This window comes from Microbacterium kyungheense, from assembly GCF_006783905.1.
GTDB lineage: Bacteria > Actinomycetota > Actinomycetes > Actinomycetales > Microbacteriaceae > Microbacterium > Microbacterium kyungheense.
Genome location: NZ_VFPE01000005.1, coordinates 32536 through 45368, shown reverse-complemented (window position 1 = coordinate 45368; position 12833 = coordinate 32536). Strand labels below are relative to the sequence as shown.

12 protein-coding genes are annotated in these 12833 nt (G+C 71.5%); 10 read left to right on the top strand and 2 right to left on the bottom strand.

The genetic code is table 11. The annotated features are described in order from the left end of the window. The first annotated feature begins 130 nt into the window (after positions 1-130). The 6 genes from FB391_RS15125 (at position 131) to rocD (ending at position 4124) form a co-directional block, all read left to right on the top strand. On the top strand, positions 131-565 hold the full coding sequence (locus tag FB391_RS15125) for a hypothetical protein (protein ID WP_141895740.1): 435 nt from the start codon (positions 131-133) through the stop codon (positions 563-565). After that, a complete protein-coding gene (locus FB391_RS15120; RefSeq protein ID WP_141895739.1) occupies positions 565-798 on the top strand; it encodes a helix-turn-helix transcriptional regulator in 234 nt (77 codons plus the stop codon). The genes FB391_RS15125 and FB391_RS15120 overlap by 1 nt, the downstream gene beginning before the upstream one ends. A 1-nt stretch (position 799) precedes the next feature. Next, complete coding sequence (locus tag FB391_RS19990) at positions 800-1324, top strand: quinone oxidoreductase family protein (RefSeq protein ID WP_246093549.1); 525 nt, start codon at positions 800-802, stop codon at positions 1322-1324. Next, the gene (locus FB391_RS19985) at positions 1315-1848 is read left to right on the top strand and encodes a zinc-binding dehydrogenase (RefSeq protein WP_246093548.1); all 534 of its coding nucleotides are present in this window, start codon (positions 1315-1317) and stop codon (positions 1846-1848) included. Before FB391_RS19990 ends, FB391_RS19985 begins: the two co-directional genes overlap by 10 nt. Before the next feature lie 156 nt (positions 1849-2004). Then, a complete protein-coding gene (gene ddaH, locus FB391_RS15110) occupies positions 2005-2886 on the top strand; it encodes a dimethylargininase (protein WP_141895737.1) in 882 nt (293 codons plus the stop codon). Between the two features lie 14 nt (positions 2887-2900). Beyond that, complete coding sequence (gene rocD, locus FB391_RS15105; RefSeq protein WP_281286442.1) at positions 2901-4124, top strand: ornithine--oxo-acid transaminase; 1224 nt, start codon at positions 2901-2903, stop codon at positions 4122-4124. A 54-nt stretch (positions 4125-4178) separates the two neighbouring features. Here rocD and FB391_RS15100 read toward each other — a convergent pair whose 3' ends face one another. Together FB391_RS15100 and FB391_RS15095 are read right to left on the bottom strand one after the other, a co-directional pair. Continuing rightward, positions 4179-4862: a FadR/GntR family transcriptional regulator gene (locus FB391_RS15100; protein ID WP_246093547.1), complete on the bottom strand. Its 684-nt coding sequence runs from the start codon at positions 4860-4862 to the stop codon at positions 4179-4181. A gap of 141 nt (positions 4863-5003) precedes the next feature. Beyond that, positions 5004-6701: a molybdopterin-dependent oxidoreductase gene (locus FB391_RS15095; protein WP_141895735.1), complete on the bottom strand. Its 1698-nt coding sequence runs from the start codon at positions 6699-6701 to the stop codon at positions 5004-5006. Positions 6702-6797: 96 nt separating this feature from the next. On the opposite strand from FB391_RS15095, the gene FB391_RS15090 reads away from it, so the two are divergent. From FB391_RS15090 to FB391_RS15075, 4 genes are all read left to right on the top strand, one after another. Further along, on the top strand, positions 6798-8603 hold the full coding sequence (locus FB391_RS15090) for a circularly permuted type 2 ATP-grasp protein (RefSeq protein ID WP_246093545.1): 1806 nt from the start codon (positions 6798-6800) through the stop codon (positions 8601-8603). Beyond that, positions 8597-9529 carry an alpha-E domain-containing protein gene (locus tag FB391_RS15085; protein WP_141895733.1) on the top strand — a complete coding sequence of 311 codons (933 nt, stop codon included), beginning with the start codon at positions 8597-8599 and terminating at the stop codon, positions 9527-9529. The genes FB391_RS15090 and FB391_RS15085 overlap by 7 nt, the downstream gene beginning before the upstream one ends. Beyond that, on the top strand, positions 9526-10371 hold the full coding sequence (locus FB391_RS15080) for a transglutaminase family protein (RefSeq protein WP_141895731.1): 846 nt from the start codon (positions 9526-9528) through the stop codon (positions 10369-10371). The genes FB391_RS15085 and FB391_RS15080 overlap by 4 nt, the downstream gene beginning before the upstream one ends. A 134-nt stretch (positions 10372-10505) precedes the next feature. Next, positions 10506-12797, top strand: a complete 2292-nt coding sequence (locus tag FB391_RS15075) for a beta-glucosidase family protein (RefSeq protein ID WP_141895729.1) — start codon at positions 10506-10508, stop codon at positions 12795-12797. Positions 12798-12833 lie beyond the last annotated feature (36 nt).

The window sequence follows — 12833 nt, the reverse complement described above, 5'->3', positions numbered from 1 at the left end:
CTGTCGGCCCCTCGTGGACCATTGTGGCCGAGGCGCGGCATCCACGGCAATGTAAAGAATCCTTGACATCCGGCTGAGCGTCGGCGTAACGTGCAGCTGTCAAAGATTCTTTACACGGGGAGGTGGGGTCATGGTCTACGAGGAGCGCAACGCCTGGGCTGGTCTCGTCGTCAGCATCATCGCGATCACGGTGTACGTCGTGGTCGTGCTGCAGCAGGCGGCTGGTGGACCGCTCGCGGAGGTCGACTGGGTGCCGATCATGCTGTGGATCATCGGCGGCGGCATCGTGGTCACCATCCTGGTCAGCATCCTGTGGGGGATCGTCGCCGGGGCGAGCGACCCCGACGGCGTCGGCAAGAGCGACCAGCGCGACCGCGACATCGCCCACATGTCGACGCGGGTCGGGCAGGCGTTCCTCGTCATCGCGGGACTCGGCGTGATCGTGCTGTGCGCGTTCGAGGCCGACTGGTTCTGGATCGCCAACACGATGTTCTTCGGCTTCGCGCTCTCGTCGATCGTCGGCGGTGTCGCGAGCGTCATCGCCTATCGCCGTGGGCTCGCCTGATGGTCAAGCCCACCAAGGTCACCAACTCGATCCGCGCGACGCGCGAAGCTGCCGGCATGACCCAGGCCGATCTCGCCCGCACCGTGGGCGTGACGCGGCAGACCCTCATCGCGATCGAGCAGGGGCGCTACTCGCCCAGCCTCGAACTCGCCTTCCAGCTCGCCCGCGCGTTCGGCGTCGGGCTCGACGACCTCTTCGACTACCCGGGCCTTGACGACCAACCAGGAGAGTGACATGCCCGTCCAGACGTCCACGCAGACCATGCCGGCGTGGCGCCAGCACCGCTACGGCGAAGCCGACGCGCTCGTCCTCGAGGATGCCGCGGTGCCGGCGCCGGCCCGCGGCCAGGTGCTGGTGCGGCTGCGCGCCACCGGCCTCAACAACGGCGACATCCGCGTCATGCGCGGCGAACCGCAGCTCGTGCGCCTCGCCTTCGGCCTCCGACGCCCTCGGCAGCCGGTGCGGGGGATGGATGCCGCCGCCACCGTGGTCGCCGTCGGGGAAGGCGTGACCGGGGTGGCGGTGGGCGACGAGGTCGTGGGGGCGCTGCCGGGCGGCGGGCTGGCGCGGTACGCGCTCGCGCTGGCGGAGCGCCTTGTGCCGCGTCCCGCCGAGCTCGACCCGGTCCTCGCGGCGGCCCTGCCCGTCGCCGGCGGGACGGCCTGGCAGGCGCTCGACAAGGCCGGGATCGGGGTCGCGGCCGGCGGGGGTGCCGTGGGCGGGGGTCCCGCGGGCGGATCCGCCCGCGCGTGCTCGTGATCGGCGCGTCAGGCGGCGTCGGCACCTTCGCGGTCCAGCTCGCCGTGCTGCGCGGCGCCGAGGTGTGGGCGCTGTGCGGCGAGCGCAACCGCGCCCGCGTCGAGGGGCTCGGCGCCACGAAGGTCTTCGACTACCGCACGGTGCCGCCCGGCTCCGGCGAGCTCGGCGCCGGCGGGTTCGACGCCGTGCTCGACATCGCGGGCACGTCACCCCTGTGCGTGCTGCGAGGCCTCGTGCGCGACGGCGGCCGGGTCGTCCTGGTGTCGGGCGAGGGCGGTCGCGTGCTCGGGCCGATCGGGCGCCTGCTGCGCGCCGTCCTGCTGTCGATCGGCTCGAGGCGCCCGCTGGTGCCGCTCGCCGCCACGCCGAAGGCCGACGTGCTCGCCGGCCTCGTGGCGCTCGCGGCGACGGAGCGGCTGCGTCCGGCCATCCAGCGCACGTTCCCGTTCTCGGGAGCGGGCGGCGCGCTGGCCGAGGTAGCGGACGGCCATGTCACCGGCAAGATCGTGGTGCTCGCGGACTGAGGGGAGCGGCATCCGCTCCGGTTCCCAGGCCGCGTCCAGGGGGCATGCGACAATGGATGCGGCGTGCCCGGGACTGCTCTTCGTCAAGCTCTGGACCGAGTGAGGCGGAGCCGCCGGGCCTGTGGACAGCGTCCGCCGTACTTCGCAAGGAGACACATGTCCCACGACATCGCGCCCGCACCCGCCTCGACCGCCTCAGGGACTGAGGGCCGGATCCAACAGCACCGCAGCTACCTGATGTGCCGACCCGAGCACTTCACGGTGAGCTACACGATCAACCCGTGGATGGAGCCGGCGAACCCGACCGACACCGCCCTCGCGGTGCGGCAGTGGCAGGCGCTGTACGATACGTATCTCGCGCTCGGGCACGACGTGCAGCTGATCGACCCGATCCCGGGGCTGCCCGACATGGTCTACACCGCAAACGGCGGGTTCGTCATCGGCGGCATCGCGTACGGCGCCAAGTTCCGCTACCAGGAGCGGGTGCCCGAGGGGCCGGCGTTCATGGACTGGTTCCGCGACAACGGCTTCGAGGTCGCCGAGCCGGTCGAGGTCAACGAGGGCGAGGGCGACTTCCTGCTCGTCGGCGACACGATCCTCGCCGGCACCGGATTCCGCTCCACCGGCGACAGTCACCGCGAGCTCGCCGACGTGTTCGGCAAAGAGGTGGTGAGCCTCACGCTCGTCGACCCGCGCTTCTACCACCTCGACACCGCCATCTCGGTCCTGGACCCCGTGCAGGGCCCCGGCGGCGTCGACAAGGCCAACATCGCGTACCTCGAGCACGCGTTCGACGCGCGCAGCCAGGCGGTCCTCGCCGAGCGCTACCCCGACGCCATCAAGGTCGCCGACGCCGACGGCGCGGTGTTCGGGCTCAACTCGGCCAGCGACGGCCGCAACGTCATCATCTCGCCGCGCGCGACCGGCTTCGAGGCGCAGCTGCGCGAGCGCGGCTACAACCCGGTGCTCGTCGACCTGTCGGAGCTGCTGCTCGGCGGCGGCGGCATCAAGTGCTGCACGCTCGAGCTGCGGCGCTGAGCGGAGAAGGAGACATGACTCCCGAGACCTTCACCGACACCGCGATGATCCGGATCATCGCGGGCGAAGAGGAGCACCTCGCCCAGAACTACCACCCGCTGCCCGTCGTCGTCTCGCGAGGCGAGGGTGCGTGGGTGACGGACGTCGAGGGCAAGCGCTACCTCGACCTGCTGTCGGCATACTCGGCGCTGAACTTCGGCCACGGGCATCCCGCGATCCTCGCCGCCGCGCAGGAGCAGCTGGGCCGGCTCACGCTCACCAGCCGGGCGTACCACAACGACCGACTCGGTCCCTTCGCGGAGGCACTGGCCGCACTGTGCGGCAAAGACCTCGTGCTGCCCATGAACACGGGCGCCGAAGCTGTCGAGACCGGCATCAAGGTCGCCCGCGCCTGGGGGTACCGTGTCAAGGGCGTGCCGGCGGATGCGGCGCAGATCGTCGTCGCGCACGGCAACTTCCACGGCCGCACGACGACGATCGTCGGGTTCAGCGACGACGCGTCCGCCCGTGACGGGTTCGGGCCGTTCACCCCCGGCTTCGTCGGCGTCCCGTTCGGCGACGCCGCCGCGATCGCCGCGGCGATCACGCCCGAGACCGTCGCCGTGCTCATCGAGCCGATCCAGGGCGAGGCCGGCGTCGTCATCCCGCCCGAGGGCTACCTGCGCGCCGTCCGCGACCTCTGCACCGAGCGCGGCGTGCTGTTCATCGCCGACGAGATCCAGTCGGGCCTCGGCCGCGTCGGCGAGACGTTCGCGTGCGATCGCGAGGGCGTGGTGCCCGACGTGTATCTGCTCGGCAAGGCGCTGGGCGGCGGCATCCTTCCCGTCTCGGCCGTCGTCGCGAATCGCGACGTTCTCGGGGTCATCCGCCCCGGCGAGCACGGCTCGACGTTCGGCGGCAATCCGCTGGCGTCGGCCGTGGGGCTCCGCGTGGTGGAGCTGCTGCAGACCGGCGAGTTCCAGAACCGCGCGAAGCTGCTCGGCGAGCACCTCGATGCCAAGCTGCAGGAGCTCGTCGGCCACGGCGTCACGGCCGTGCGCGTCGCGGGCCTGTGGGCGGGCGTCGACATCGACCCCGCGGTCGGCACGGGCCGCGAGATCGCCGAGCGGCTCATCGCCCGCGGTGTGCTCGCGAAGGACACCCACGGCCAGACGATCCGCGTCGCGCCGCCGCTCGTCATCCGCGCGACCGAGCTGGACTGGGCGGTCGAGCAGCTGCGGACGGTGCTCGCCGCCTGACCGCCGCGGACTGACCCTGCTCGCCGCCTGACCCTCCTCGCGTTCCGGGGCGGGTCAGGCGGAGCGGGTGCCCGGCGCGAGGCCGCCGAAGTGACGGCGCATCGCCGAGCGTGCGCCGGCCGGGTCGCCGGCTGCGATCGCGTCGACGATGTCGTAGTGGACGCTGTCGGTGCGGGCACTCTCGCGTGCCTCGGCAACGGCGAGACGGCGTGCCGCGATGTCGTCGCGCAGCACGTGGCTGAGCCCCTCGTGGAGGAATTGCAGCACGGAGTTGTCGACGACGGTCTGCAGCCGGCGGTGGAAGGCGACGTCGGCCTCGTGCGCGTCGTCGGGGTCCCCCGCGGCCTGCGAGGCGACCATGCGGTCGACCTCGGCGCGCAGCTGCGCCACCTCGGCGGGCGTCGCGCGCCGCGCCGCGGCTTCTGCGAGCGCCTCTTCCAACAGCAGGCGAGATTCCGAGAACTCGTCGTCGGTGAGGTGCCCCAGCTCGCGGGCGATCGCGAAGAAGGTGCGGACGAAGTCGAAGGACGGGGTGCCGAGGTAGGTGCCGCGACCCTGCGTGCGGGTCACGAACCCGAGCCGCTCGAGGACGGCGAGCTGCTCGCGCAGCGTGCCGCGGCTCATCCCGAGCGCGTCGCACAGCTCGCGTTCGGGAGGCAGTCGGCGCGTGCCCGTGGCCTCATCGACGGTCGCAAGCTCGATGAGGCGCGCGACAAGCAGCTCCAAAGGATCAGGCACCACTACCTCCCCGGTGCCGGCGCTCCCCAGCAGCCGGCCCTCAGGGCATGCTAGCGGGCGATCCGGTCATGTGCGTCCGGTCGCCCGAAACCTGTGGACACCTGGACATCTCTCCTCCGACCGGTCGGGCCGCCGCTCGCGTCAGAACACCGAGACCGTGCGCCAGTGCCAGCCCGTCGCGCCGTCCGGAGCCGGCGGAGCGGTGACCTCGGTCTGGGTCTCGCCGGTCTTGCTCGTCGCGCGGCACTGGATGACGTGGTCGCCCTTCTCTGCCTGCCACGGAAGGCTCCACTGCACCCAGGTGTCGTCCGAGATGGCGGTCGCGAGTGTCGCGTCCTGCCACTCGCCCTCGTCGATGCGCACCTGAACGCTGCGGATGCCCACGTGCTGCTGCCACGCGACGCCCGCGATCATCACCTCGCCCGCTTTGAGGCCCTGGGCGCGGCGCGGCACGTCGATGCGCGACTCGAGCTTGATGGGCCCGCGCTCAGACCAGCCGCGGTCGGTCCAGTAGGCCCGCGCCCGGTCGAAGCGCGTCACTTCGAGGTCGGTGACCCACTTCGTGGCCGACACGTATCCGTACAGTCCCGGAACGACCATGCGCACCGGGAAGCCGTGCTCCAGCGGCAGCGGCTGCCCGTTCATCCCGACGGCGAGGATCGCGTCGCGCCCATCGGTGAGCGCTTCGAGAGGAGTGGATGCCGTGAACCCGTCGATCGACCGTGACAGCACCATGTCGGCGTCGGCGCTCGGCTGCGCGCGGGCGAGCAGCTCCCGCACCGGATACCCGAGCCAGAGTGCGTTGCCGATCAGCGAGCCGCCCACCTCGTTCGATACGCAGGCGAGGGTGGTCCACGACTCCTGCAGCGGCAGGGCCGTGAGCTCGTCCCACGTCAGCTCGACCTCGTGCGCGACCATGCCGTGGATCCGCAGGCGCCATACGGCCGGGTCGATCTCCGGCACGATCAGGGCGGTGTCGATGCGGTAGAACCCGTCGTTCGGGGTGACCACGTCGGCGAGACCGGGCAGGTCGAGTTCGGCTCCTGCGGGGACCGGGGATGCCGTCGTCGCGGGCGGGGGCAGGCGCAGTGCGCGCCGCGCCGCCGCCACCCCCGTTGACGCCGTCGTGCGCAGCGTCCCGACGGCGACCGCGATGACGCCCACGGCCGTCGCGGCCCCGGCCCAGGCGAAGAAGGTGCGCCGGCTCGGGGCATCCATCCGCTCACGCGGATCCGCATCCATCCCCTCACGCGGATCCGCATCGGCGGAGACGTCAGGCGACACGCCGGGCTCGGAGGCGACAGGGCGGCGTGTCGCGTCGTCGGTCCGCTCACGCGGATCCGATTCTGCGGCCACGGGCGCCGGGGCTCCAAGGTGCGCGGGAGCCGTGCGGCGCAGCAGCCGCGCGAGCAGGTGCAGCGTGAGCGCCCCCGCGGCGCCCGCCACCACCGCGGGCAGCCACGCCAGGGCGCCGGCGCCGGGCCGGGTCGCGGCGACGATCGCGCCGCCCGCCCCGAACGCGGCGACCAGGACGACGCCCCAGGGCGGGAACCGCACCTGGAGCCATCCCGCGAGCGCGGCGAGCACCAGCAGCAGGATCGCGATGCCGGTCAGGAGCGCGATCTTGTCGCCCGTGCCGAAGAGGGCGATCGCGGTGTCCTTCGCCCACGGCGGCGCCACGTCGATGAGCGCCGAACCCACCGCGGCGACCGGGCTCGAGGGCGGTGCCACGATCGCGGCCGCGAGCTCGCCGAGCCCGATTCCGAGGACGACCGCGGCGATGCCCGCCACCCACGCCGGCGGCGCCGGGATGCGGTCCTGCCGGCGCGCACGAGCCATGTCAGAAGGGTACGTCCAGGGCGAGGCATCCGTCCCACCGGCTACGGAACAGCCGGCGAAACATGTCAGCAATCCGGGCCGCATTAGGCTCGTGGCATGGGTGATCTCTTCGACGGCTACGGCTCGACGCTCGCGCCGCGCAAGACGCCCTCGGGGGTCCCCGCGTTCGACGAGATGTTCGGGAGCCCGGCGCACCCCGGCGAACCCGCCGAGTCGCGCGAGGCCTATCGAGAGCTGTATCAGGCGCTGGCGCAGATGACGCAGGAGGAGCTGCGCGGACGCACCGACTCGCTCGCGAGCTCGTACCTCGCGCAGGGCGTCACGTTCGACTTCGCGGGCGAGGAGCGGCCGTTCCCGCTCGACGCCGTGCCGCGCATCATCGCGTTCGACGAGTGGTCGCGCATCGAGGCGGGCGTCAAGCAGCGCGTGCGCGCGCTCGAGGCGTTCCTCGCCGACGCGTACGGCCATCAGCACTGCGTGCGCGACGAGGTGCTCCCCGCCCGGCTGATCTCCAGTTCGCAGTACTTCTACCGCCAGGCCGCCGGCATCCATCCCGCCAACGGCGTGCGCATCCAGGTGTCGGGCATCGATCTCATCCGCGACGAGCACGGCGAGATGCGCGTGCTCGAAGACAACGTGCGCGTGCCGTCCGGTGTGAGCTACGTCATATCGAACCGCCGCGTGATGGCCCAGACCCTGCCCGAGCTGTTCGTGTCGATGCGCGTGCGGCCCGTCGGCGACTACCCCAACAAGCTGCTCGCCGCCCTGCGCGCGTCGGCCCCCGCCGGCATCGAGGACCCCAACGTCGTGGTGCTGACGCCCGGCGTCTACAACTCCGCGTACTTCGAGCACACGCTGCTGGCACGCCTCATGGGCGTCGAGCTCGTCGAGGGGCGCGACCTGCTGTGCGTCGGAGGCAAGGTCTTCATGCGCACGACGCGCGGACCCCAGCGCGTCGACGTCATCTACCGCCGCGTCGACGACGACTTCCTCGACCCGCTGCAGTTCCGCGCCGACTCGATGCTCGGAGCCCCGGGCCTGATGCTCGCGGCGCGGCTGGGCAACGTCACCATCGCCAACGCCGTCGGCAACGGCGTCGCCGACGACAAGCTCCTCTACACGTACGTGCCCGACCTCATCCGGTACTACCTGGCCGAGGAGCCGATCCTCAAGAACGTCGACACCTGGCGCCTGGAAGACCCGGGCGCGCTCGAGGAGGTGCTCGACCGGCTCGACGAGCTCGTCGTCAAGCCCGTCGACGGCTCGGGCGGCAAGGGGCTCGTCGTGGGTCCGGACGCATCGCCCGCGGAGCTCGAGAAGCTCCGCAAGAACCTGCTCGCCGACCCCCGCGGGTGGATCGCGCAGCCGGTCGTGATGCTCTCGACCATCCCCACGCTCGTCGAAGACGGGATGCGGCCGCGCCACGCCGACCTGCGGCCGTTCGCCGTCAACGACGGCGAGGACGTCTGGGTGCTGCCCGGTGGCCTCACCCGGGTGGCACTGCCCGAGGGGCAGCTCGTGGTGAACTCCAGCCAGGGCGGCGGGTCGAAGGACACCTGGATCGTCGGCGGGTCCGCGCCCGGCACGGTCGAGTACGGCCAAGGACGCGGCGTCCCAGAGCTCGTCGCCGACCAGGCGGCCAACGTGACCGCCGCGATCCCGATCATCTACGACGCGCAGACCGAGCCCACGCACTCGCCGCAGGACCCGGGGCGGGGCACCCACAAGCAGCACGAGCAGCAGCAGCAGACCCAGGACGGGGGCATCCGGTCCGCGAGAGGTCGCCTGGCGGACGAGGGTGCGCCTCTCACCCGCCCCCTGGGCGACCAGGTGACCCCTCGCCGATCCGCCCGGCGCGACACAGAGAGCGCAGAAGCGCGGGAAGCAGGCGACGCATGCTGAGTCGCATCGCCGAGAGCCTCTTCTGGATCGGCCGCTACATCGAGCGCAGCGACGGCACCGCGCGCATCCTCGACGTCCATCTGCAGCTCCTGCTCGAAGACCCGTGGATCGACGAGGACACCGCGTGCCGGTCGCTGCTGAGCGTGATGGGCTCGCTCCCGCCCGAGGGCGTCGAGCACGTCCGCCGCGAGGATGTGCTGTCGCGCCTGGCGGTCGACCGCATGAACCCGTCGAGCATCGCGTACGCGCTCACGGCCGCGCGCGAGAACGCTCGCCGAGCCCGCGAGATCGTCTCGACCGAGCTGTGGGAGATCCTCAACACGACGAACGCGCGCATGCCGCGGCGCCTGCAGAACGACCGCGTGCACGAGTTCTTCCAGTGGGTGCGGGAACGGGCGGCGCTGGCCGTCGGCATCCACGACTCCTCCACCAGCCGCGACGAGGCCTGGCAGTTCTTCACCCTCGGCCGCAGCATCGAGCGCACCGACATGACGGCGCGGCTGCTGGCCACGAGATCGCTCACCGAGGCGTCGGGGCCGTCGTGGACCACGATCCTGCGCTCGTGCGGCGCGTACGAGGCGTATCTGCGCACGTACCGGGGCATGCCGAGCGCACGCAACGCGGCGGAGTTCCTGCTGCTGGACCGTCTCTTCCCGCGCTCGATCATCTACTCGATCCAGCGCGCCGAGGAGTGCATGAGCGCGATCGATCCGCGCGCCGACCGCGTCGGGCACTCCAACACCGTGCTGCGGGCCCTCGGGCAGATCCGCAACGACCTGGAGTACCGGCCGATCTCCGAGATCCTCGGCGAGCTGCCCACCCATATGGACCGCGTGCAGCAGGTCACGCGCGAGGCGTCGGAGGCGATCCGCGGCAGGTTCTTCCCGACGCAGGCCGAGCCGAGCTGGATCGGAGAGATCACATGAAGCGGCTGAGGATCGAGCACCAGACGGGGTTCAGCTACGGCGGCGACGTCACGGCGTCGTACAACGAGGCGCGCATGCTGCCCGGATCGACCGACAGCCAGTTCGTGCTGAACTCGTCGCTCGACATCGAGCCGTCGACGTCGGTCAACCAGTACGTCGACTACTTCGGCACGCGCGTGGCCGCGTTCGACGTGCTCTCGCCGCACTCGGCGCTGTCGATCACGGCGCGCTCGCTCGTCGAGGTGCGCCCGCGCCCGCTGGAGCACATCGACGTCACGTGGGACGGTCTCGCGCGTGAGGCGAACCGCTCCATCGAGACCGTCGAGCAGCTGTCGCTCACGAACCGCACACGGCCGCATGACGAGGTCGCCGAGCTCGCCCGCTCGATCGCCGCGCAGCACGACCACCCGGGTCGCGCGGCGCACGCCATCTCGGTGGCGGTGGGGGATGCCGTCGAGTACATGCACGGCGTGACCGGCGTGCACTCGACCGCGGCCGAAGCGTGGGTGGCCCGCAAGGGGGTGTGCCAGGACATCGCGCACATCACCCTCGGCGCCCTGCGCGTCGTCGGGATCCCGGCGCGTTACGTCTCGGGCTACCTGCACCCGCGGCCGTCGGCCGAGGTCGGCGTCGCCGTCACCGGCGAGTCCCACGCGTGGATCGAGTGGTTCGCAGGGGAGTGGCAGGGCTTCGACCCCACCAACAACATCGAGATCGGCGACCGCCACGTGCTCGTGGGCCGCGGCCGCGACTACAACGACGTGCCGCCGCTGCGCGGCGTCTACGCCGGTCCGTTCAAGAGCAGCCTCCACGTCAAGGTGACGATCACCCGCGAGGCCTAGAGCTCCCTCCCGCCGGAGCGCCACGCGAATCGTCGGCGATCCCCTTGACGCGCTCCGCTGAATCGTGTCAATGTGTACCGGTCTACATGGCGTAGAGCGATCTACGGATCGCGCCTCGACGGAGAGGAACGACAATGACGTTGTCCGCACAGGATCGACACCCGCACACGCGACGCCGGCGGCGCCTGACAGCGCTGCTCCTGGGTGGCGCACTGGCCGCATCGGGGGCGGTGGTGGCCGTCGGTGCGCCGGCCGCAGCGGTGGACTGCTCCACCGTGCCGTGGATGGATGCCTCGAAATCGGCCGACGAGCGCGCTCAGGCACTCCTCGACGCCAGCTCGCAGCACCAGAAGTACCGCTGGCTCGTCGAGCAGCCCGCGACCCAGCCGACGCAGACCACGTGGCAGCCGGGCATCGCCGGCGAGGCCCCCGTCGTCTACCCGGCGCAGGTGGACTGCACGCCGACGATCGTGTACACGGACGGGCCGGAAGGCGTGCGCACCTCGGGCGTCACCGACTTCCCGTCACAGATCGCCCTGGCATCGACGTGGAACCTCGACCTCGCGTACGAGAAGGGCGTGGCCGAGGCCGACGAGGCGTTCGCGAAGCGCCGCAACGTCGTCCTCGGACCCGGTATCGGCAACGGCCGCACCCCGCTCGCGGGACGCACGCCCGAGTACTTCGGCGAGGACCCGCTCGTCAACGGGCTGTTCGCGGCGTCACAGGCCGAGGGTCTCGAGGCCGACGGCCGGGTGGTGTCCGACCTCAAGCACTTCCTCGCGAACGAGCAGGAGCTCGACCGGCAGACCAGCTCGTCCAACGTCGGCGAGCGGGCGCTTCACGAGCTCTACGGCCTGCCGTACGAGATCGCGCTCGACCACAGCGATCCCGAGAGCGTCATGTGCGCGTTCAACCAGGTGAACAGCGTGTACATCTGCGAGAGCCCGCTCATGAAGGACCTGCTCAAGGGCGATGCCGGGTTCGACGGCTTCATCATGTCGGACTTCGGCTCTGTGCACTCCACAGCCGCCTCGCTCATGAACGGCCTCGACCAGGAGCTCAACCGGCCGATCTGGTTCACGCCCACCAAGCTCGACGCCGCGCTCGCGGCCGGCCAGATCACGCAGGCGCGCATCGACGAGGCGGCCTTCCGGGTCGTGCGGTCGTACATCCGCGGCGGGCTGTTCGACAATCCGCTGCCGGCGACGGCGGCGGTGGAGGCATCCACGCCGCAGCACGAGGCCGTCGCGCGCGAGATCTCGGAGGCCGGCAGCGTGCTGCTGAAGAACGATGGTGTGCTGCCGCTCGCGCCCGCGGCGGGGCAGACGATCGCGCTGTTCGGTCCGACGGCGTCGAGCACGGTCACGACCGTGGGCGGCGTCGCGACGAGCGCGGTCTCGGTGTGCAGCCTCACGCTGCAGTTCCGGCCGACCTTCCCGCCGTCCAACACGCTCCCGTGCGAGGACGTCGTCTCGGCCGAGACGGCACTCACCGCACGCGCCGCCCAGGCCGGTGCGACCGTGACGTGGAACAACGGACAGGATGTCGCGGCGGCGGCCGCCCAGGCGGCAGCCGCGGATGTGGCCGTCGTCTTCGGCTACCAGCGCATGGGCGAGTTCAACGACCTGACGAACCTGCATCTGCAGGGGAACGGCGACGCGCTGATCTCGGCCGTCGAGCAGGTGAACCCGAACACCGTCGTGGTGCTGCAGACCGGCAGCGCCGTCGAGATGCCGTGGGTCGACGGCGTGCAGGCGGTGCTCGAGAACTGGTACGGCGGCGAGCAGCAGGGCCCCGCGATCGCCTCGCTGCTGTTCGGCGACGTGGCGCCGTCGGGCAAGCTGCCGATGACCTTCCCGGTCTCGCTCGCCGACACCCCGACCAGCACCGCCGCGCAGTACCCCGGGGTGTTCTCGGACGGCTCGACGACGCGTCCGGCCGGTTCGAGCGAGATCCGCCAGGTGGACTACAGCGAGGACCTCGCGGTCGGCTACAAGTGGTACCAGTCGCAGGGCATCGCACCGCTGTTCGCGTTCGGCCACGGGCTGACCTACACGACCTTCTCGTACGACAAGGTCAAGGTGACCCCGCAGTCGACGAACGGCGCGAAGGAGGTCCGCATCTCGTTCCGGCTCACCAACACGGGGGATCGGACGGCGACCGAGACCGCGCAGGCGTACGTCATGCTGCCCGCGTCGACGGGGACGCCGGGCTCCCGGCTCGTGGGGTGGAAGGCGGTGACGCTCGCTCCGGGCGAGCACGCCAACGTGACGATCGCGCTGTCGGCGGACGACCTCGCCGGGATGCACCTGCTGCAGCACTGGGATGCGACCGGCGACGCGTGGGTGACCACACGCGGGACGTACGGCGTCGCGGTGGGCGGATCGTCCGAGGCACCCGTCACGGCGCAGTTCACCGTCAAGTGACCGGCGACGGGGGTCGCGGAGGCGCCGGACAGCGCC